Raw genomic sequence first — 21243 nt, forward strand, 5'->3', positions numbered from 1 at the left:
CCGCGCGACGACGCGCGGGAAGCCGTCGACGCACGGCCGGCGCGTCCTCGCTCGCGGACGCGCCGGCCGACGCTCACGCCTTGCCGTGCCCCTGCGATCCCGGGCCCGACGAGAATTCGCGGACACCATCGCGATTGATGCCGAAGCCGAGGCCCGGCGTGTCGGGTAGTGCCAGCGTCCCGTTCTGCTCGGCCGGCAGGCCGGTAAACAGGTTCCGGCAGATCTCGACCGCGACGACGTGCCACTCGACCGAACCGCCGTTCGCGAGCCCGCCGTGCAGATGCATGTTGTGGAACGGGAACGTGCCGCCATTGTCGATCGGCACGCCGAACGCCTGCGCGAGCGCGGCCGCGCGTGCCGCCATGGAGAACCCGCCGCACACGCACACGTTTGGCTGCAGGATGTCGACAGCGTCGTTCACGAGGAAATCCCTGAACCGGAACAACTGCCCCTCGCTTTGCCCGGTGGCGACCGGAATGCCGCCGCGCTTTCTCAGGTCGGCGAGCTTCGCGGGGTCGTTCTCGGCGATCGGCTCCTCGAAGAAACCGATGTCGCAATCGGCCACGCGCTCGGCAAGCCGCAGCGCGTGATAGTGGTCGAGCCCGCAATTCGCGTCGATGTAAATCTCGGCGGCGTCGCCCACCGCATCGCGCACCGCGCGCACGCGCGCGACGTCGTCCGCGACGACCTGGTCGAGCGAGCGCCCTTCGTCGCGGCGCGCAAGCGCGTGATAGCCGACGATCATCTTGATGCGGCGATGTCCGGCGCCGACGAGCGCACGCGCGGCATGTATCAGCTCCGGGCGCTCGAGCGACGCGAAGCCGAACGTCGTGTACAGCGGCACGACCGGACGCGCGCCGCCGAGCATTTTCCATACCGGCAGCCCGGCGATCTTGCCGATCGCATCCCAGACCGCGATGTCGATCGCGGAAATCACGTGCCCCGCATAGCCGGTCTGCCCGCGCGGGCATAACAACCAGTAAAGCTTGTCGAGAATCCGCTCGCGCTCGACGACGTTCATCCCGACCAGGTTGGGTGCGGCGACGTGATCGATCGCCGCGGCCACGACCGCCTCGTCGGTGATCGCCGTGAAGCCGTGGCCGACCACGCCCTGCGACGTCTCGATTTCGACGATGACGCCCGACAGCTTGCCGGACAACCGCACGCCGGCGATCTCCGCGTCGCCGCGCGCGAACACCGGCGTCGCGGTCACTTTCACGATGTTGTGCTGCATCTCTTCTCCGTTTTTTTTGAGGGAATGGCAGAACTGCGGGGCCGCGTCGTCGCGCGGCATCACCGGCCCTTCTCGCGACGCAGCACGAACGTCAGCCCGATGCCGGTCAGCAGGCCCCAGAACGCGCCGCCGATGCCGAGAAACGCATGGCCCGCCATCGTCACGAGGAAGGTCAGGATCGCGGCCTCGCGCGCGTCCTTGTCGGTGAATGCGTTGAGCAGCGCGCCGCCGAGGGCGTTCATCAGCGCGAGGCCGGCAACCGCTTCGATGATGACCGGCGGCGCGACCGCGATGAACAGCGTCGCGGCGCTCGCCGCGAACCCGTACACGATGTACGCGGCGCCGCAGACGATGCCGGCCCAGTAGCGCCGCGATTCGTCGGGGCCGGCCTCCTCGCCGGCGCACAGTGCGGCGGTGATCGCGGCCAGCCCGATCGGCGGCGCGCCGAAAGGCGCCGCGAGCAGGCTGCACAGCCCCGTGGCCGTGAACAGCCGCGACGCTTCGGGCCGGTAGCCGTTGACGTTGAGCACCGCGACGCCCGGGATGTTCTGCGACGCCATCGTCACGATGAAGAGCGGCACCGCGACGCTCACCATCGTCGATGCCGAGAACACGGGCCCGACGAGCGCAAGGTGCGGCAACATCCCGGTCGCGCCGACGCCCCCCGTCTTCGCGATGAACGCGATCACGATCAGCGTCGCGACCGCGGCGCAAGGCACGGCGAGAATCTTGCGAACCCGCATCATCACGACCCAGACGAGCAGGATCGGCGCGACGTACAGCGGATACTGCTCGAGTGCGTGCACCGGGGCGACGCAGAGGTTCAGGATGATCCCCGCGAGCATCGCGTTGGCGATCGGCAGCGGAATCCTCGAGATCGCGCGGCCGAGCGGCTTCCACAGCCCGGCCAGCGTGAGCAGCACGCCGGTCAGCACGAGCGCGCCGACCGCGGCCGGATAGCCGCCCTTCACGGCGCCCAGGCCGAGCAGCAGCGCCGCGCCGGGCGTCGACCAAGCAGCGCTGACGGGCATCCGGGTCCGGTAGCTGAGCACGATGCCGGCCAGCCCCATCACGATCGAGACGGCCATCAGGCCGGACGCGGCCTGCGCGCGCGTTGCACCGACGTTCGTCAGCGCATTCACGATCAGCGTGAACGTCGATGCAAAGCCGACGAACGACGCCAGCGCGCCCGCGCCGGCCGCCCGCGCCGAGAACCCGCGATCGGTCTTCATTTCCGCGATACTGCTCATCTGTCCTCCGTGTGATGGATTCGATACGGCGGCGACCGTATCAGTGCGCACCATGTGTCGGCTCGCCGCACTCCTGGTTCAGCGTTCCCGCGTGATACGCGGCGAGAAACGCGTCGAAGTTGCCGATCTGCGTGCGCTCCAGGTCGGCCTGCCGGCTCAGCGATTCGGCTGCGATCGCGTCGAAGCGCGCCTGCACGTCGGCCGGCAGCGGACGCGCGCGGAACGCTCCGGTATGCGCGAGCGTCTGCCGCATCCCGAACGCGAAGCACGCGCCGCCCGGATCGTCGCGCAGCGTGTGCAGCGCATCGAGTACGCGCGCCGACGGCGTCGCCTGCGGATCGTCGAGCTTCGCGTATTGCGCGTCGAGCGCGGCGGTCGTGCGCGTGTCGCCGCGCTGCAGATCCAGCACGCCGGCCGCCTCGTTGATTCGCGCGAGCAACTCGTGCGCCCACACGCGCAGCGCGACGCGCTCGCCGCCACGCTGCAACTCGAGCCCCGGGCGCCGCCCCTCCCGCGCGACCGCCGCGAAGTTGCGCCGGCACGCGTCCTGCTCGGCACCCGCGAGGCACGGGCTGTCGTCGAGCGCGCAGAACAGCAGGAACGCGTCGACAAAGCGCAGCGTCGTCTCGGCGACGCCGTGCGGCGCGAACGGATCGATGTCGAGACAACGCACCTCGACGTATTCGACACCGCGGCTGCGCAGCGCGTCGAGCGGCCGCTCGCCGCTGCGCACCGTGCGCTTCGGGCGGATCGACGAGTAGAACTCGTTCTCCATCTGCAGCAAGTGCGTGCTGAGCTGCAGCCATTCCCCGTCGCGCTTCGCGCCGATCGCCTGGTACTCGGGGCACGGCTGCGCGACGGCTCGCGCGAGGCCGTCCAGGTACGCAGGCAGGTTGTCGAGGCACGGCGCGAACGCGCCCTGCACCCGGTTCTGGTAGCCGAGGTCGCTCATCCGCAGGCTCGTCGCGTACGGCAGGTACAGCGTCTGCGCATCGAACGCGTCGAGCCCGTGCCGGTCGCCGGCGACGAAACCCGCGCACAGCGCCGGTGACGCGCCGAACAGATACAGCAGCAGCCAGCCGTAGCGATGGAAATTGCGGATCAGGGCGAGATAGCCTGCCGAGCGCATGTCGCGCGCGTCGCGGCCGGCCGGCTCGCATCCGTCGCGCACGTCGCGCAGCAGCGGCCACACGGCATCGGCGAGCGAATAGTTGTAGTGGATTCCGGCGATGCACTGCATCGCCTTGCCGTAGCGGAACGCCAGCCCGCGCCGGTACACGTGCTTCAGGATGCCGATGTTCGACGTGCCGTACCACGCGATCGGAATGCGGCGGTCGTCGTCGAGCGGGCACGGCATCGACTGGCTCCACAGCAGCTCGTCGCCGATCGCGCGGCACGCGAAGCGGTGCAGCTCGTCGAGCCGCTCGATCACGTCGGCCGCGTCGTGCTGCGGCGGCGTGACGAACTCGAGCAGCGGCTCCGCGTAGTCGGTCGTGATCGACGGGTGCGTGAGCGCCGCGCCGAGCGCGTGCGGGTGTTGCGTCAGCGCGAGCCGGCCGGCGGCATCGACGCGCAGCGTCTCGCGCTCGACGCCGCATAACCCGTCGCCCAGCAGCGGCAGGTGTGCGGCGTCGCTCAGCACGCCGAGCCGGCAGCGGTACGGCGTCGTCATCCATGTGGATCGGGGTAAATCGTGGGTCATCGCGGTCTCCCGGAACGAAATCTGGCGACGCGCCGCTCAGTCGAGCGGGCTCTTCGGCCGCGGCAGGCCGATGTGTTCGCGCAGCGTCGTGCCTTCGTAGCGGGTGCGAAACAGCCCGCGCCGCTGCAGCTCCGGCACCACCATCGTCACGAAGTCGTCGTAGCCGTCAGGCACCGTATAGAACACGACGATGAAACCGTCGCACGCCTCCGTCATCAGCCACTCCTCCATCTGGTCGGCGATCTCGGACGCGGTGCCGACCATCTCGCCGGTACCGGATTCGGCCGCCCGCTTCGCGAGCTCGCGCACCGTCAATCCCTCGCGGCGGGCGAGCGCCGCCCATTCGCGCTGGTTGCCCTGCCCCTGTTCCGTGTGCGGCAGCTCGGGCAACGGCTTGTCGGGATCGAACTTCGAGCAGTCGACGCCGAGCCGGATCGACAGGTTCGGGATGTTGCTGTCCACGTGGACGAGATCGTCCATGTAGCGCTTCTTCGCCAGCGCCTCCGCGCGCGTGCGGCCGACATACACCTGGTTGGCGGGCAGGATCTTCACGTGATCGGGGTTGCGCCCGGCCGCGACCGCGCGCGACTTCACGTCGCGGTAGAACGCACGGCCCGTCTCGATGCTGCGCGCGTTGCCGAACACCAGGTCGGCCGAACGCGCGGCCATGTCGCGCGCTTCCTCCGACGCACCGGCGAGCGCGATCACCGGCCAGCCCTGCACGGGCCGTGCGATGTTCAGCGGCCCCTTGACCGAGAAGAACTTGCCCTTGTGGTTGAGCGGCCGAATCTTGTCGAGATCGGAGAACACCCCCGCCTCCTTGTCCATCACGAGCGCGTGATCGGACCAGCCGTCCCACAGCCCCGTCACGACGTCGAAGAACTCCTCGGCGCGCTCGTAGCGTTCGGCATGGCGCAGCGCGGTCTCGAGACCAAAGTTGAGCGCGGCCTCCGGGTTCACCGTCGTGACGATGTTCCAGCCCGCGCGGCCGCCGCTCAGGTGGTCGAGCGACGCGAAGCGGCGCGCAAGCAGGTACGGATCCTCGTAGCTCGTCGTGCCGGTCGCGATCAGGCCGATGCGGTCGGTGCATGCGGCGATCGCCGACAGCATCACGAGCGGGTCGTACGACGTGATCGTGCCGCTGCGCTTGAGCGCATTCGGCGGCATCGGCATCACCGCGAGGTGGTCGGCGGTGAAGACCGCGTCGAAGCACGCGTGCTCGAGCTTCTGCGCGAGCGACCGGATCACCGGCCAGTTGAAGTTCGCGAGCGTCGGCGCGCTCGGATGCCGCCACCACGCCGTGTGCAGGCAGATGGGGCGCATGAATCCACCCAGGCAGAGTTGCTTCGTCATACGGGGCTCCTCGTCATTGGAATGCGGCGCGAAACGTGCGGGCCGCGCGCGTGCTGCTCGTGTCGGCGTCAGCGCGCGGCGTTGAAGCGGGCGAAGCCGGCCTCGAGGTCGCCGATCAGGTCGTCGGCGTTTTCGAGCCCGATGTGAAAGCGCACGCACGGGCCGCCCGGGTCCCAGTGCGACGCGGTGCGGTACGCACTGCAGTCGAACGGCATCGCGAGGCTTTCATAGCCGCCCCATGAATAGCCGAGCCCGAAATACGCGAGCCCCTCGAGCAGCGCGGCGACGGCCTGCGCGGGCGCCGGGCGCAGCACGACGGAGAACAGCCCCGTCGCGCCGCCGAAGTCGCGCACCCACAGCGCATGGCCGGGATCGTCCTCGAGCGCCGGATAGCACACGCGCCGCACTTCCGGACGCGCGGCGAGCCAGCGCGCGACGCGCAGCGCGTTCGCCTGGTGCTGGCGAAGCCGCACGCCGAGTGTCCGGATGCCGCGCAGCGTGAGAAACGCGTCGTCCGAGCCGACGCACTGCCCCGTGTCGCGCTGATACTGTTCGAGCGCCGGCAGCGCGCGCGCGGACGCCGACACCATGCCGATCATCACGTCCGCATGACCGGCGAGGTACTTGGTGCCGGCCTGGATCACGAGATCGGCGCCGTGCGCGAACGCGTCGAAGAACAGCGGCGTCGCCCACGTGTTGTCGAACAGCACCACGAGCCCGCGGTCGCGCGCGAGCGCGGCGAACGCCGGCACGTCGCACAGCTCCATGCTCTGCGACGCGGGCGCTTCGAGATACAGCGCACGCGTGTTCGGCCGGATCAGCGCGGCGAGCGCGTCAACCGACGCGAGCGGATCGAAGTACGTCGTCTCGATGCCCGCGCGCCGCAGCACGCCGTCGCACAGCTGGCGCGCGGGCTTGTACACCGCGTCCGTCATCAGCAGATGGTCGCCGGCCGACAGGCACGACGACAGCGCGGTCGTGATCGCGGCAAGCCCCGACGGGCACAGCACGACGCCCGCGCCGTGATCGAGCGCGCGCACCGCTTCCTGCAGCGCGGCCGTGGTCGGCGTGCCGCGCCGGCCGTACACGTACGGCTGCGTGTAGCCCAGCAGGTCGGCCACGCTCGGCGCGAGCACCGTCGAGCCGCGATACACCGGCGGGTTGACGAAGCCGTGATAGGCGGCCGGCGCGCGGCCGCCCGTGACGAGCACGGTGTCGACCTGCGCATCGGCCGCCGGGTGGTTCGGGGCGGGCCGCACGGTCAGCCCTTCACGATCCGCACGGCGCCGCGCGCCGCGCTCGTCGTCATCGCCGCGTATGCGCGCAACGCACCCGACACGCGGCGCTGCCGCTTCTCGGGCTGCCACGCGCGCTCGCCGCGCTCCTCCATCGCCGCGCGGCGCCGCCGCAGTTCGTCGTCGGACACGAGGACGTTGATCGAGCGGTTCGGGATGTCGATCTCGATCGCGTCGCCGTTCTCGAGCAGCCCGATCTCGCCGCCCTCCGCCGCCTCGGGCGATACGTGCCCGATCGACAGCCCCGAGGAGCCGCCGGAGAAGCGACCGTCGGTGATCAGCGCGCACTGCTTCGCGAGCCCCTTCGATTTCAGGTAGCTGGTCGGATAGAGCATCTCCTGCATGCCCGGGCCGCCCCGCGGCCCCTCGTAGCGGACGATCACGATGTCGCCCGGGCCGACCGCACCGCCGAGGATGCCTTCGACCGCCTCCTCCTGCCCTTCGAACACGCGCGCGGTGCCGGTGAACTTCAGCATCCCGCCGTCGACGCCCGCGGTCTTCACGATGCAGCCGTCGCGCGCGATGTTGCCGAACAGCACCGCGAGCCCGCCGTCGCGCGAGAACGCGTGCTCGGCATCGCGGATGCAGCCGTTCGCGCGGTCGAGATCGAGTTCGTCGTAGCGGTTGTCCTGGCTGAACGCGACGTGCGTGCGCACGCCGCCGGGCGCCGCGCGATAGAAGCGCGACACCGAATCGACGCGATTGCGCATCACGTCCCAGCGCGCGAGCACGTGCGCGACGCTCGGCGCATGGACGGTCGGCAGCGTCGTATTCAGCAGCCCCGCGCGATCGAGTTCGCCCATGATCCCGATCACGCCGCCGGCCCGGTGCACGTCCTCCATGTGGACGTCCTGCACCGACGGCGCGACCTTGCACAGCACCGGCACGCGGCGCGACAGCCGGTCGATGTCGGCCATCGTGAAGTGCACCTCGCCTTCGTGCGCGGCGGCGAGCAGGTGCAACACCGTATTGGTCGAGCCGCCCATCGCGATGTCGAGCGTCATCGCATTCTCGAACGCATCGCGCGTCGCGATCGAGCGCGGCAGCACGCTCGCGTCGTCCTGCTCGTAGTAGCGGCGCGCGAGATCGACGATCGTGCGCCCGGCCTCGATGAACAGGCGCTTGCGCTCGGCATGCGTCGCAAGCACCGAGCCGTTGCCGGGCAGCGCGAGCCCGAGCGCTTCGGCGAGGCAGTTCATCGAGTTCGCGGTAAACATCCCGGAACACGAGCCGCAGGTCGGGCACGCGACGTTCTCGACCGCGCGCACCTCGTCGTCCGTCACCTGGGAGTCGGCCGCCACCACCATTGCGTCGATCAGGTCGAACGCGCGGCGCTTGCCGCGGAACGTCAGCTTGCCGGATTCCATCGGGCCGCCCGACACGAAGATCACCGGGATGTTCAGGCGCATCGCGGCCATCAGCATCCCCGGCGTGATCTTGTCGCAGTTCGAGATGCAGACCATCGCATCCGCGCAGTGCGCGTTGACCATGTACTCGACGCTGTCGGCGATCAGCTCGCGCGACGGCAGGCTGTACAGCATGCCGTCGTGGCCCATCGCGATGCCGTCGTCGATCGCGATCGTGTTGAACTCCTTCGCGACCGCGCCGGCCGCTTCGATCTCGCGCGCGACGAGCTGGCCGAGATCCTTCAGGTGCACGTGACCGGGCACGAACTGCGTGAACGAATTGACGACCGCGATGATCGGCTTGTCGAAATCGGCGTCGGTCATCCCGGTGGCGCGCCACAGGCTGCGCGCGCCCGCCATGTTGCGGCCGTGCGTGGAAGTGCGTGAACGATAGGTGGGCATCGTGATCCTCGGTTGATTCGTTGCGAAATGGGGCGGGCAGCGGGCTGCCGTCAATGCGGCCTGCCGGCCGCGCCCCAGTTGTTGTCGTTCTTCGCGAGCGTCGGCAGCACGAACGACAGGATCTTTCTCCGGTCGAGATCGGACGACACGCTGAGCTTGTATTCGAGCGCCGTCAGCTTGATCACGATGGACCTGAGCGCCTGGGTCAGGCGTTCGTAGCCCCCTTCGAAATAGAGTGAGCCGCCACGCTGCGCGATCACGCCGTGACGGGACAGGTAATGAAACAGCGCGACCGACGAGCGCGCGTCGTAGTTGTCGAGCGGCGGCGCCTGCAGCGGGTAGCGGATCAGGCGCTCGGCCAGGATGTACTGGATCGAAGCGCGCAGCACGCGGTCGTCCGAGCGCAGCCGGAACAGCGCGAGGATCGACAGGATGTCGACCCGCAACTCCTCCGCGCCCGCACCGTTGCGCGTGCTCTTCGCATCGAGGTACTCCGGGATCGGCAGGAAGCCCGTGCGATGGTGGTACTCGTGCAGGTGGACCCAGATCGCGCTCGCCTGCGTCAGCAGCTCGTCGTCCGCCGCGAGCAGATCCGGGAACGCGGTGGGCGACCAGTTCGCTTCGATTGCCGGGCGCGTATGGCGCTTGAAGCGCTCGACGAACTTGTCGATGAAGTAATACGCCTTGTGATACGCGCGCAGGTCGGCGTCGATGAAGTTCTCGCCGAATACCGCGACCGCGAGCGGATTGAGAAAGCCGTCCGTGCACATGCGGATCTGCACCGGCAGCGCGTTGCCGTCCGGCGCGATCGCGAGCACGCTCGGCGGAATCGGCACGGGCGCGATCGCGGCCGCCTCGAGGAACGCGTCGGCGTTGTAGGGCACGTCGAAGAACCCGAGGATGAAGCTCGGGTCCACCGAGTACGTGAGATCGAGCAGGCGCCCCGATGCGAGGCAGCGGTTCTCCAGCGCCACGAGCAGCGCACGCACATGCGGGTTGTCGGCGTAGTCGCCGAGATGCGCGCGTGCGCACTGCGCGATGCGCGCGACGTCGGTGCGAAAACCGCCGGCGAGGATCTCGCCGCGGCAGCGGTTGGTGGCTAGTACGATTTCGCGTTTCATGTCGGTCATCCTGTCGGCACGCGTCGTCACACGACGCGGAACTCCCGCTGCAGATAGACGAGCGTGTCGTCGTCGGGCGCCGCACAGTGCAGCGCCACCACTTCGCCGACCAGCAGCTCATGCGTCGCCGCGCTCATCGACGCGACGAGCCGGCAGTCGAGCGCGATGCGCGCGCTCGCCAGCACCGGCGCGCGTGTCGCAAGCTCGCCCCACTCGCCCACCGTGAAGCGCGCGTCGCGCTCGTGCGCGGTCCGGCCCGCGAACACGTCGGCGAGAAACCGGTCGGCGGCGCCGAGCGTGTTCACGCAGAACACCTCGTTCGCGATCAGCCGCTGCGCCGATACGCTGCCGCGATTGACGGACACGAGCACCGTCGGCGGCGCATCGGACACCGACAGCACGGCGGTCGCCGTCATGCCGCAGCGCCCGGCAGGTCCGTCGCTCGTGAGTACGTGAACGGCCGACGCCACGCGGCACATCGCGTCGCGAAAGCGCTGCGGCGAGGCGCCCATCGACTGGTCGGGGAACAGTGCGGGTTCGTTGTGGATCATGTCCTGTCTCCGTGCATGGGGGAAAAGCCGCGCATCGCTACCGGTTCACCAGCGCTTTCGGCAGCGACAGCGCAAGCAGTCCGCCCAGCGCCATGCAGCCCGCCATCATGTAGAGGCCCGCGTCGTTCGATGCGGTCAGTTGCTTGAGCAGCCCCATCAGGTAAGGGCCGAGGAAGCCTGCGAGATTGCCGACGGAATTGATCATCGCGATCCCGGCGGCGGCCGCGGTGCCGCCGAGGAACGCGGTCGGCAGGCTCCAGAACAGCGGGATCGCGGTGAGGATGCCCATCGTCGCGAGCGTCAGCGCCGCGATCGCAAGCCCCGTCTGATGCGCCCAGCCCACCGCGAGCACGAGCCCCACCGTGCCCATCGCACCGGGCACCGCGAGATGCCAGCGGCGCTCGCGAAGGCGATCCGAACTGCGTGCGATCGCGATCATCGCGACCACCGCAAGCGCATACGGCACCGTCGACAGCAGCCCGATCGTCAGCGGATCGGCCACGCCCGTCGCATGGATGAGCGTCGGCAGCCAGAAGCCGACGCCGTACAGGCCGATCACGAACGAGAAGTAGATCGCGCACATCAGCCACACGCGCGGATTCGCGAGCACCGCACCGAGCGACAGGTGAGACTTGACCGCGTCCTCGGCATTCACGTTGCGTTCGAGCAGCGCGCGCTCCTCGTCGTTCAGCCACTTCGCCTGCGCGATCCGGTCGTCGAGCAGCGCGTAGACGAGCAAGCCCGCGACGATCGACGGCAGCCCTTCGAGCAGATACAGCCACTGCCAGCCGTGCCACCCGTTGATGCCGTCGAACGCCTTCAGGATGTAGCCGGAAATCGGGCCGCCGACGACGCCCGACAGCGCGACGGCCGTCATGAACACCGTCGTGATCCGCCCCCGCCGATGGGCCGGATACCAGTAGGTCAGGTACAGGATCACGCCCGGGAAGAAGCCGGCCTCGGCGGCGCCGAGCAGGAATCGCATCGCGTAGAACGCCGTCGGCGTCGTGACGAACATCGTCAGCGCGGACACCGCGCCCCACGTCACCATGATTCGCGCGATCCAGACGCGTGCGCCGATGCGGTGGAGGATCAGGTTGCTCGGCACCTCGAAGATGAAATAGCCGAAGAAGAAGATGCCGGCGCCGAGCCCGTAGGCCGCGTCGGACAGCCCGAGATCGCCTGCCATCTGCAGCTTCGCGAAGCCCACGTTCACGCGGTCGAGATACGACACCAGGTAACAGAACAGCAGCAACGGCATCAGCCGCCACGCGACCTTGCGATAGGCGGCGTCTTCCGACACCCGCGCTGCGGGCAACACGGTCGATACGAGCGTCTCCATGATTTTTTTCCTTGTTTGCGATCGATTGTCATTCGTTGCGCACGGCGTCCTGCACGCGTCGCCCGACGGCGGCACCCGCGATCCGGCGCACAAGGCGGCGAGCCGTCCTCCTCCGGTCGGCTCGTTCTCGCATGCGGGGTGCCGCGTGCCGCACACCTGTGTGCGGCACGCCGGGCGGGTGTCGATCCGGCTCGCGGGCGCGGATCAGGTGCGCATCGGCCTCGCGAGGTCCGTTCGTGGCGTTGCCGCAGATCCGGGGGCTCGTTGTACGTCGTTGTGCCCGGGCGCTGCGTCGCAGGCAACGCGCAAGGTGCGCAAAACGCGCGGATGGTCGAAAGCCTTGTTCATGTTCAACCTTTTGCTCACATGCCCGCTTAGGGCGCCTTTAAAACGCTCGTCGACGTTCGAAGTCGCGAACGCACCGCTGGATCGGGCGCTCTTGTGGAGCGCTCGATGCCTTGATTCCGTCATGCCGCACGCGGCGGCCGATCGCGCAGCCCCGCCATGTAGGCGACCGTGCGGTCGCGATACGCCGCCGACACGCCCGCGTCGGCCAGCCCGCGAACCAGCAGGTCGCGGTAGCGCGCGCTCGGCGCGGCGTCGCAATCGAGCGTGACCGCACCGCGATACGTCAGCGCATGTACGCGCTGCCCGCCCGGCGCCAGCACCTCGACCGCATAGCGGACGTAGCGGCCGAGATGCACGCCTTCGCGACGCTCGAGCGCGTCGAGCATGCGCATCGGCAACCGGTACAGCGCGCCCTCGACGATCGCACCGGCAGCCGGCTCGATGTTCGCGCAGCAGACCGGCTCGTTGAGCGACGCGTAATTGAACGCGAGGCGATGGCCGTCGAGGCGCGCCGCGCCCGCGAAGTACGTCGCCGCGTCGCAGCCGAGCGACGTCGACAGGCTCGCGAGGTTCATGCACGAGCCGTATGCGAAATACGCGAACGGCTCGTCACGAAGCAGGTCGTCCGGCGTCATCGCGACGCGCTCGCGGCATGCGACGTGCCCAGCACGTAGTGGTCGTAGATCGCCGCGACCGACGCGATCGAGTCGAGCACGAAGTCGCCGATCGGGATGTCGATCCTGAGCGTCTGCTCGATGAACAACACGAAGTGCACAAGCGACAGCGAATCGAGCAGGTTGGCGTCGAGCAGGTTCGTCTGCGCGGTCACGCGCGCCGGCGCGCCCGGGTCGATCCCGGCCAGAAACGTCTTCACGCTGTCGATCAATTCGTCGAGGCTCATCATCCGCATCACGATCACGCTCCAGAAACGCACGTTCATCCCGGCCCGCGCGCATCGCACTGGCCGGCTTCGTCTTCACCGAACCGCAAGATCCTTCACATCGCCTTTCGCTTTTGACTTTCGATCGGGCGTCATGCACCATGCGACGCGTCGACACGACAAACCCGGTCAGCATCTCCACCAGATATAAATAGGAGACTTAACCAATATGACAACTCATACGCTGTTCTACTGCCCCGGCCATCTTTCGTTTGCACCGCACGTCATCCTGCGCGAGCTGGGCGAACCATTCGAACTCGCACTCGTCTCGATCAAGGACGGTGCGACGCAGAGCGCCGAATTCCGGCAGCTCAACCCGAAAGGCAAGGTGCCCGTGCTGCACACCGGCGACGAAGTGCTGACGGAGTCGTCGGCGATCCTGCTCTATCTCGCGCTGCGCTTTCCGCAGGCGCGGCTCGTGCCCGATACCGCGATGGGCCTCGCACGTGCCGTCGAGTGGATGAACTGGCTGGCGTCAGTGTTGCCCGGAACGGTCGCGCTCAACTTCCATCCGTCGCGTTTCAGCGAAGACCCGGCTGCGCACGACGGCATTCGCGCGAAAGGCCGCGCGGGCATCCTCGCTGCGTATGCGCAGATTGACGAACGGCTCGCGGCGCGCGACTGGGCGCTCGGCGAGCACTACTCGATCGTCGATCCGATGCTGCTGATATTTTTCAAATGGGGGAACATGCTGAAGCTCGACATGCGCGGGTTCGAACATTGGGCCGCGCATACGGAGCGCATGCTCCGCCGCCCTGCCGTCGCGACCGCGTTGTCGGTCGAACAGATCTCGATCTGGGCGTAGCGGCGAAGCCGGGTCGGGTTTGCGCCCGATCCGGAATGCCGCCCGCGTCCGTCGCGTCTCCTTCATCTTCTCAGGTCCTTTTCGCCGCTTTTCTTTGTCTGTTGCGCCGATCCTGCACACGCGCGCGCACATGCGTCGCGCACGCCGCGGATCGTCCAGGCCACGACTCCGGGAACAGGAGCCACGACCGCAATCGCATATGACGTTCTCTGCTTGTGCGGCGCTACACCGCTCAGCTCATTTTCTGCGATCGCATCGAATGCGTGAACAATGCAACATCCATTTCGTGACGTCCAATATATTTTTCGTCTTCCACTAAGTCGCCACGCATATTAATCAGCGATTGGCCGGCGAGTCCGATATTGCCAATCCTTGCGAATTGATTGCGGCGAATCGAGCGGGATTGGCGTGCATTGCCGGGGCAAAATCGGCTTCGACTGGCGACCAACCCCGAGCGGTTTCGATGCTGCACGCCAGCAACGCAATCCAACTTCCGGATTTCGTTGATTGCGGTCACTGAATGCTTCTGCCGCCGGCGTCGTGCCGGCTTGTTCCGCCGAGGTCGTTGGAAGCGCAACGAAAGCCTCGGTGGCCGCGCGGGACAGCGGCCCGCCGCTCACGAACGACAAAGTCGAGCCCGGCTGCATATAACCGAACGCATGGCGCCAGCCAGCCTGTGGGCCATTCGGATCGCCGATGCCGACGCGGCGGCGCAGGTGCGCCGTGCCGCCGAACAAAAGGAAATTGACCGGCTCGCCATCGGCAGCAAACGCGTCGCCGCCTGGGGCCGTGAGCATGACAATGAGAAGCAGGCGCGCTCAACACAAACGCGTGTCGACAAACTCAAGAAAGACCGGACCGTCGCCGCGATGAGCTGCGGTGAGCGCGCACGTCCGCCGTTTCCGGCACGGTCGACGGCCAGCGATCACCCGCGATGATCGGCCTCCCGCACGCTATGCAATCCGCAGGAACATCCCCGCCTTCTCCGGCAGCGACGACGGCTGAAAACCGTAGCGTTCATAGAACTTCGGCGTGCCGTGATCGGCCATCAGGCTGACATACGCGGTCGGCGGCGCATGCTCGTGAACGTAGCCCATCAGCGCCCGCATGATCAGGTCACCTACGCCTTTCTTCTGGTGAGCGGGCAACACCGCGATGTCCACGATCTCGAAGAAGCAGCCGCCGTCGCCGATGACCCTGCCGATTCCGACCGGCACACCGTCGCAGTAAGCCACGACGCTGAAAAGCCCGTTCTTCAACCCGATCGTCGCGGCCTGTTCCGACTTCCTGCTCAACCCTGCGGCAAGACGAATGTCGATGTAGGTGGATACCGGCGGAACTTCGTGTCGAACGATGTATGCCATGCGAGCCTTTCAGGTAAGCCGTACAGGCGGATGGATCGGCCCCGCCGCGGATGAGTCCGTCGAACCCGGCGCCCGAGCGCGCACATCAAACGAGACCATGACGACGAATGGGGCGAGGCGGCAGGCCGCGGGTACAACCACCCACCGCCCACGGCCTCGCCCAGGTCCGCCAAGCGGCTTAGAGAATCCGCTCCAGCGCGTCGGCAAACCGCGCAACCGCACCGTCGACATCATGCAGCTTGTCCAAACCGAACAACCCCAGACGGAAGGTCTTGAAATCCTCCGGCTCGTCGCATTGCAGCGGCACGCCGGCCGCGATCTGCAAGCCCACGTCGGCGAACTTCTTCCCCGATCGAATCCCGTCGTCGTCCGTGTAGCTGACCACGACGCCCGACGCCTCGAAGCCCTCAGCCGCCACGCTCCGGAAACCCTTGTCGGCCAGCAGCGCGCGAATGCGCTTGCCGAGCTCGAGCTGCTCCGCCTTCACCTTGTCGAACCCGTATGCCTCGGTTTCCTTCATCACGTCGCGCAGCGTCGTGAGGCTGTCCGTGGGCATCGTCGCGTGGTACGCGAACCCGCCGCCCTCGTAGGCTTCCATGATCTGCAGCCACTTGCGGAGATCGCACGCGAAGCTGGTGCTGGTCGTGCCATCGATGCGCTCGCGGGCGAGCGGGCTCAGCATGACCATCGCGCAGCACGGCGACGCGCTCCAGCCCTTCTGCGGCGCGCTGATCAGGATGTCCACGCCGCTCGCCTGCATGTCGACCCACAGCGTGCCGGACGCGATGCAATCCAGCACGAACATGCCGCCGACCGCATGCACGGCGTCGGCCACCGCGCGCAGATACGCATCGGGCAGCATCATCCCGGACGCGGTTTCGACATGCGGCGCAAAGACCAGATCCGGCTTGTGTTCCCTGATCGCGGCGACCACTTCGTCGAGCGGGGCCGGCGCATACGCGGCCTGCCGCCCCGCTTCGACCGGGCGCGCCTTCAGCACCGTCGTTTCGGACGGAATGCTGCCCATGTCGAAAATCTGCGACCAGCGGAAACTGAACCAGCCGTTGCGGATGACCAGGCACTTCTTGTTCGTTGCAAACTGCCGCGCGACGGCTTCCATGCCGAACGTCCCGCTGCCCGGGACGATCACGACCGACTTCGCGTTGTAGACTTTTTTCAGTGTGCCGGAGATGTCGCGCATGACGCCCTGAAAGCGTTGCGACATATGGTTGACCGAGCGATCGGTGTACACCACCGAATATTCGAGGAGCCCCTCGCGGTCAACATCGGGAAGTAAACCTGGCATGCTCGCCTCCGGTGAAAAATGAACGATCGATTCCGGGCAGGCAGTGTCCGTGACGCGATACCGCCCTGCCCCAATGCAATTGCGTTGTTTCCTCGACGAAAGCAGATTCTAACGAACGCCGCCCGCCGCTTGGGGCATATTTTGGCGGCTGCCCGGCGCAGGTCCGGCATGACGCACCGCAACGCGGCTGCCGCGGCGCCCGGTCGAATCCCCCGCCCCGTGGCCGCCCGCGTCGGCCGGTGCGGCGCACGAAGCCCTGTTCGACGTATGGATAAACGCCACTTCCCGGGCATGCCGCCTACCATGTCGGCTCACCTTTCACGACAGAGTCTTCGATGATCCCCAACCGCGCATCATCCCGGCAGCCGTCGACCGATCCCGCACTCGCCGAGCGCGTCGATGCGGTACTGTCCCGTCAACTCGAAACACATCGCCTCGTTGGTGCGGTCGTCCTGATCGCACGCGACGGCGAACTCGTCTATCGCCGCGCGGCCGGGTTCGCCGATCGCGAAGCGCGCACGCCGATGCGCGAGGACACGCAGTTCAGGCTCGCATCGGTGACGAAGCCGATCGTCTCGACGGCCGCGATGGCGCTCGTCGCGCAACACAAGCTGTCGCTCGACGACGACGTCACGCGCTGGCTGCCCGGGTTCCGCCCGGCGCTGCGCGACGGCAGCGTGCCGGTGATCAGGGTGCGCCACCTGCTCACGCATACGGCCGGCCTCGGCTATCGCTTCACGGAAGCCGACGCGACCGGCCCCTATGCGCGCGCGGGCGCCTCCGACGGGCTCGATGCCGCATCGATCACGCTCGCCGAAAACCTGCGCAGGATCGCGAGCGTGCCGCTGCAGTTCGCGCCGGGAACCGGCTGGAACTATTCGCTTTCGATCGACGTGGTCGGCGCGCTGATCGAGGCCGTCAGCGGGCTGCCGCTCGCCGACGCCATCGACACGCTCGTGCTCCGCCCGCTCGGCGCCCGCGACACGGGATTCGTCGCACGCGATCCCGCGCGGCTCGCGACGCCCTACGTCAACGACACGCCGCAACCGCACCGGCTCGCCGAAAACGAGACCGTGCCCATCTTCGACGGAACCGTCGGCGTGACGTATTCGCCGTCGCGCGCGCTCGACGCGGATGCCTTCCCGTCGGGCGGCGCCGGAATGGTCGGCACCGCCGGCGACGTGCTGAACGTGCTGGACACGCTGCGTGCGGGCGGCGGCTCGCTGCTGCCGGCCGACCTGGTCGACGAGATGGGCCGCGCCCACACCGGCAACCTCGAATTGCCCGACCTGCCCGGCGCGGAGTTCGGCATCGGGTTCTCCGTATTGCGCGACCCGCTCGCGGCGGCATCGCCGGAGTCCGTGGGCACGTGGCGCTGGGGCGGGGTCTACGGGCATTCGTGGTTCGTCGACCGCGCCCGCGGGCTCACCGTCGTGTCGCTGTCGAACACGCTTTACGAAGGGATGAACGGCCAGTACACGATCGATCTGCGCGACGCGATCTACGGCGCCGGCTGACACGCGCAACAAAAAAGGCCCGACACGGTCGGGCCAATGAGTCGAGACACAAGGAGAATCCCGCCCACCACACCGGGCGGGGCACGCCGCGCTACACGACGTTCTTTTCGACGATCGGCCGGTTTTCCAGCACCCGCGCCCAACCGAGCGACGACAGGTCGAGCGTGTCGTAACGCCCGCCCAGAATGAGTTCGCTGACCCCGCGCCCCGTCGCCGGCCCTTGCTGCAGCCCGTGGCCGCTGTAGCCGTTCGCGAACACGACGTTGTCGAGGTCCGGGTGATAGCCGATGATCGCGTTGTGGTCGAACACGTTGTACTCGTAGTACCCGGACCAGCAGTTCTCCACGCGCAGCGCCTCGAACTCCGGCACGCGGTTCGCGAGCGTCGGCCAGATCACCTCGTCGAACAGGTCGTGGTCGACTTCGTCGAGCGGCAGGTCGTCCGGATCGCGATCCGGGCTCGGCGACGTCCCGCAGATGTACGTGCGCCCTTCCGGCCGGAAATACACGCCGGTCGGGTCGATCAGCAGCGGGCAATCCGTGAGCCTGGCAGGCGACGACACGTTGAAGATGCTGCGGCGCCGCGCATGGACGGGGATGTCGATGCCCATCATCGACGACAGCGTGCGGGCCCACGCACCGGCCGCGTTGACGAGCGTGTCGCACGCGTAACGTTCGCCATCGGCCGTGACCACATGCGTCACCTTTCGGCCGTCGCGCACCACCGCGGTCACGTCGGACGGCACGTAGCGCGCGCCCAGCGCCTGCGCCTTCTTGCGCAATGCCTGCACGAGCCCGTAGCCGTCGAACCAGCCTTCGCCGCTCACGCCATATGAGCCCGAGACGAGATCGTCGACGTTCAGCCACGGAAACTTCGCACGCAGCGCATCGCGGTCCATCAGCCGGATATCCGCGCCGAGGCTCGTCTGCAGCGCATGGTTCTCGCGCAGCGTCGCGTCGCCGGCCGGCGTCGCGAGGAACAGGTAGCCGCCTTCGTGCAGGTCGATCGACGGCTGGTGGCCGTCCACTTCGAGCCGTTCGCCGATCGTGCGCAGGAAGTCGATGCCGAACAGCGACATCTGGATCGACAGCGGCGTCGAGAACTGCTGGCGAATCGACGCGGCCGACAACGCCGACGACGATCTCGCATAGGTGGGGTCGCGCTCGATGACGGTCACGGATACCGTGGGATCGGTGGCGCGCAGGAAATAGGCGATCGAGCTGCCGATCACACCACCGCCGACGATGACGACTTGAGAACTCACGACTGACTCCAGTTGCACATGAAGGGCGCGGCCACCCGGCCGCGCCCGTGGGTTGTTCGTGCCGCGTCGCACGCGGCGTCGCGCGGGCGGACTCGTGCGGTTGCCGCACCGGCGTGCGCCGCGATCGCAACCGATCGCCGATGGCATTTCAGCACGTCCGGCAGCGCCGCGAAAGTCCGCGCGCGCCTGTTGCGTTCAATCCGCCGATTTCGTCGTGACTGGCTGCCACGCGGCGTTCTTCACCTCGTACAGCGTCGAGCTCGGGCTCTTCAGGTCGCCCGTGTTCGTGAACGCGATCGTGCCCGTGATGCCGTCGTAGCGCGTGCCCTTCAGCGCGCCGTTGAAATCGGCCGGCTTCGTCGAGTTCGCCTTCTGCATTGCGTTGATCGCGATCCACGTCGCGTCGTAGGCGAACGGCGCATACGCGAGCATGTCGACACCGTACTTCTGCCGGAATTTCGTTTCGAACGCCTTGCCCTTCGCGAGACGCGACAGCGGCTGCCCGTATTCCCACACGGCCGCGCCTTCCGCCGCGTTGCCGGCCAGCTTGATGAAGTTCGCGTTCATCACGCCGCCGCCCGCGAGGAACTGCGCGCGGATGCCGAGCTGGCGCATGCGTTTCACGAGCATCGCGGCCTGCGCGTCGAGGCCGCCGAAGAACACGAGATCGGCGTTGGTGCTCTTGATCTTCGTGAGCTGCGCGCTGAAATCCACCGCCTTGTCGTTCGTGAATTCGCGCGCGACGATCGTGCCGCCGTTCGCCTTCACGGCCTTCTCGAATTCGTCGGCTTCGCCCTGGCCGAACGCGGTGCGGTCGTCGATGATCGCGATGCGCTTCGCCTTGGTCACGCTCGCCGCATAGGCGCCCGCGTTGCCGGCGTTCTGCGTATCGGTCGCGATCACGCGATACACGGTGCCGAGCCCGGCACGCGTGATGTCGGGATTGGTCGCCGACGGCGTGATCATCGGAATGCCGGCCTTCGCGTAGATTTTCGACGCGGGCAGCGTCGTGCCCGAATTGAAGTGGCCGATCACGACGGCCACCTGCGCGTCGGCGAGCTGCTGCGCGGCCTGCACGCCGGTGCGCGGATCGCTCTGGTCGTCCTGCGACGCGACGACGAACTTCACGGGCTTGCCGCCCACCGTCGGATGCGCGGCATTCGCTTCGTCGACGGCCATGCGCACGCCGTTCTCGATGTCCTTGCCGTAGGCGGCGCCGCCCCCCGTCAGCGGGCCGGCGACGCCGACCTTGACGACCGTCTCCTGCGCGTGGGCCGCGCCCGTCTGGAGCGCGAGAATCGCGGCGGTCAATGCGACGCCGGAAAGCGAACGAATGCGGAACGTCATGACAATCCTTGTTCTGGGGGCCGGGATGCAACGCGCGACCACCGCGCGTCGACACTCTCTCGCGTGCCGGTCGTCTCGTCCGCTACCGGGGCGTCGTGCAACGCACCTGGCCGGTCGATCGCCGCGGCTCCGTCTCCGAAGAGCCTTTCATCGCGAAAGAGGTGAATGGATTGTGGGTAGCCAATACCCGTGCAGCAAACGAAATATCGGAACTATGTAGTGAGGATTTGTCATCAAGTTCCGCATGCGCGGCCTGCCCGCGGCCCGCGCAGCCGTGAACTGCGGGCAGGCAGTTTTCATGGGAAGCTGCGCCGGCGCCCGTCCATCAAGGCCGGTCATGGTCATGCCGGCAGCGCATCATCGTTGCGATGACGGCCCGGCCGGCCGCCGCGACGCCCGCGGCGCCGCGTTATCGGTCAGTGCCGATCGGCGCCCGTCTGCTTGCGCGCCGCATCCGCCGCCTCGCCCGCCTGCTCCTGAAGCTTGCCGGCCTGCTGTTCGGCGACACCTTCCGCTTCCGTCTTGCGGTCGCCCGTGACCTTGCCGAGCGCTTCCTTGACCGAACCCTTGACCTGCTTGAGCTTGCCTTCGATCCGATTCCTGTCCATGGTCGTCTCCTGCGATGGTTGGGGAGAACCGGCGGCATGACGGCCAGCGCCGCGCCGCCGAATGGACAGGATCGCAAGCGGGCGCCGC

The 21243-nt window shown here is 67.8% G+C and carries 20 protein-coding genes; 3 read left to right on the plus strand and 17 right to left on the minus strand.

The window, feature by feature from the left end:
• Positions 1-73: 73 nt before the first annotated feature.
• The 11 genes from ABIC51_RS15670 to ABIC51_RS15720 all read right to left on the minus strand — a co-directional run bounded on the left by ABIC51_RS15670 (position 74) and on the right by ABIC51_RS15720 (position 12944).
• The gene (locus ABIC51_RS15670; protein WP_027790687.1) at positions 74-1234 is read right to left on the minus strand and encodes a mandelate racemase/muconate lactonizing enzyme family protein; all 1161 of its coding nucleotides are present in this window, start codon (positions 1232-1234) and stop codon (positions 74-76) included.
• A 59-nt stretch (positions 1235-1293) separates the two neighbouring features.
• Complete coding sequence (locus ABIC51_RS15675; protein ID WP_027790686.1) at positions 1294-2484, minus strand: benzoate/H(+) symporter BenE family transporter; 1191 nt, start codon at positions 2482-2484, stop codon at positions 1294-1296.
• A 40-nt stretch (positions 2485-2524) separates the two neighbouring features.
• Positions 2525-4156: a glutamate--cysteine ligase gene (gene gshA / locus ABIC51_RS15680; protein WP_175899463.1), complete on the minus strand. Its 1632-nt coding sequence runs from the start codon at positions 4154-4156 to the stop codon at positions 2525-2527.
• 66 nt (positions 4157-4222) lie between these two features.
• Entirely contained in the window at positions 4223-5539 is a 1317-nt protein-coding gene (locus tag ABIC51_RS15685) for an LLM class flavin-dependent oxidoreductase (protein ID WP_021156686.1), read from the minus strand.
• A 68-nt stretch (positions 5540-5607) separates the two neighbouring features.
• On the minus strand, positions 5608-6798 hold the full coding sequence (gene metC / locus ABIC51_RS15690; protein WP_175899276.1) for a cystathionine beta-lyase: 1191 nt from the start codon (positions 6796-6798) through the stop codon (positions 5608-5610).
• A 2-nt stretch (positions 6799-6800) separates the two neighbouring features.
• Positions 6801-8642, minus strand: a complete 1842-nt coding sequence (ilvD, locus tag ABIC51_RS15695) for a dihydroxy-acid dehydratase (RefSeq protein ID WP_059692842.1) — start codon at positions 8640-8642, stop codon at positions 6801-6803.
• Positions 8643-8692: 50 nt separating this feature from the next.
• Positions 8693-9763, minus strand: coding sequence for a DUF6421 family protein (locus ABIC51_RS15700; protein WP_225723293.1), 1071 nt, complete (start codon positions 9761-9763; stop codon positions 8693-8695).
• Positions 9764-9789: 26 nt separating this feature from the next.
• A complete protein-coding gene (locus tag ABIC51_RS15705; RefSeq protein WP_027790681.1) occupies positions 9790-10314 on the minus strand; it encodes a flavin reductase in 525 nt (174 codons plus the stop codon).
• Between the two features lie 37 nt (positions 10315-10351).
• Positions 10352-11656 carry an MFS transporter gene (locus ABIC51_RS15710; protein ID WP_034196018.1) on the minus strand — a complete coding sequence of 435 codons (1305 nt, stop codon included), beginning with the start codon at positions 11654-11656 and terminating at the stop codon, positions 10352-10354.
• Positions 11657-12123: 467 nt separating this feature from the next.
• Complete coding sequence (locus ABIC51_RS15715; RefSeq protein WP_027790679.1) at positions 12124-12639, minus strand: gamma-glutamylcyclotransferase family protein; 516 nt, start codon at positions 12637-12639, stop codon at positions 12124-12126.
• Positions 12636-12944 carry an acyl carrier protein gene (locus ABIC51_RS15720; RefSeq protein WP_059692833.1) on the minus strand — a complete coding sequence of 103 codons (309 nt, stop codon included), beginning with the start codon at positions 12942-12944 and terminating at the stop codon, positions 12636-12638. The genes ABIC51_RS15715 and ABIC51_RS15720 overlap by 4 nt, the downstream gene beginning before the upstream one ends.
• Before the next feature lie 169 nt (positions 12945-13113).
• Here ABIC51_RS15720 and ABIC51_RS15725 point away from each other — a divergent pair, with 169 nt between their 5' ends.
• Positions 13114-13749, plus strand: coding sequence for a glutathione S-transferase family protein (locus ABIC51_RS15725; protein ID WP_059692831.1), 636 nt, complete (start codon positions 13114-13116; stop codon positions 13747-13749).
• Positions 13750-13981: 232 nt separating this feature from the next.
• Here the strand turns inward: ABIC51_RS15725 and ABIC51_RS15730 are convergent, their stop codons facing one another.
• Complete coding sequence (locus ABIC51_RS15730; protein WP_175899274.1) at positions 13982-14266, minus strand: hypothetical protein; 285 nt, start codon at positions 14264-14266, stop codon at positions 13982-13984.
• A 142-nt stretch (positions 14267-14408) separates the two neighbouring features.
• Here ABIC51_RS15730 and ABIC51_RS15735 point away from each other — a divergent pair, with 142 nt between their 5' ends.
• On the plus strand, positions 14409-14687 hold the full coding sequence (locus tag ABIC51_RS15735; protein WP_175899272.1) for a hypothetical protein: 279 nt from the start codon (positions 14409-14411) through the stop codon (positions 14685-14687).
• 15 nt (positions 14688-14702) lie between these two features.
• On the opposite strand, the gene ABIC51_RS15740 is transcribed toward ABIC51_RS15735, so the two are convergent.
• Positions 14703-15113 (minus strand): GNAT family N-acetyltransferase, encoded by a 411-nt coding sequence (locus ABIC51_RS15740; protein ID WP_027790676.1) that lies wholly within the window; start codon positions 15111-15113, stop codon positions 14703-14705.
• Positions 15114-15291: 178 nt separating this feature from the next.
• On the minus strand, positions 15292-16419 hold the full coding sequence (locus ABIC51_RS15745) for an aminotransferase class V-fold PLP-dependent enzyme (protein ID WP_175899270.1): 1128 nt from the start codon (positions 16417-16419) through the stop codon (positions 15292-15294).
• A gap of 335 nt (positions 16420-16754) precedes the next feature.
• Here ABIC51_RS15745 and ABIC51_RS15750 point away from each other — a divergent pair, with 335 nt between their 5' ends.
• A complete protein-coding gene (locus ABIC51_RS15750; RefSeq protein WP_175899268.1) occupies positions 16755-17936 on the plus strand; it encodes a serine hydrolase domain-containing protein in 1182 nt (393 codons plus the stop codon).
• A 91-nt stretch (positions 17937-18027) separates the two neighbouring features.
• Here the strand turns inward: ABIC51_RS15750 and ABIC51_RS15755 are convergent, their stop codons facing one another.
• From ABIC51_RS15755 to ABIC51_RS15765, 3 genes are all read right to left on the minus strand, one after another.
• A complete protein-coding gene (locus tag ABIC51_RS15755) occupies positions 18028-19200 on the minus strand; it encodes an NAD(P)/FAD-dependent oxidoreductase (RefSeq protein ID WP_059692821.1) in 1173 nt (390 codons plus the stop codon).
• A 195-nt stretch (positions 19201-19395) separates the two neighbouring features.
• Entirely contained in the window at positions 19396-20547 is a 1152-nt protein-coding gene (locus ABIC51_RS15760; protein ID WP_027790672.1) for a branched-chain amino acid ABC transporter substrate-binding protein, read from the minus strand.
• A 416-nt stretch (positions 20548-20963) separates the two neighbouring features.
• The gene (locus tag ABIC51_RS15765; protein WP_027790671.1) at positions 20964-21155 is read right to left on the minus strand and encodes a CsbD family protein; all 192 of its coding nucleotides are present in this window, start codon (positions 21153-21155) and stop codon (positions 20964-20966) included.
• Positions 21156-21243: the final 88 nt, after the last annotated feature.

This window comes from Burkholderia sp. 572, from assembly GCF_040545135.1.
Taxonomy (GTDB): domain Bacteria; phylum Pseudomonadota; class Gammaproteobacteria; order Burkholderiales; family Burkholderiaceae; genus Burkholderia; species Burkholderia cepacia.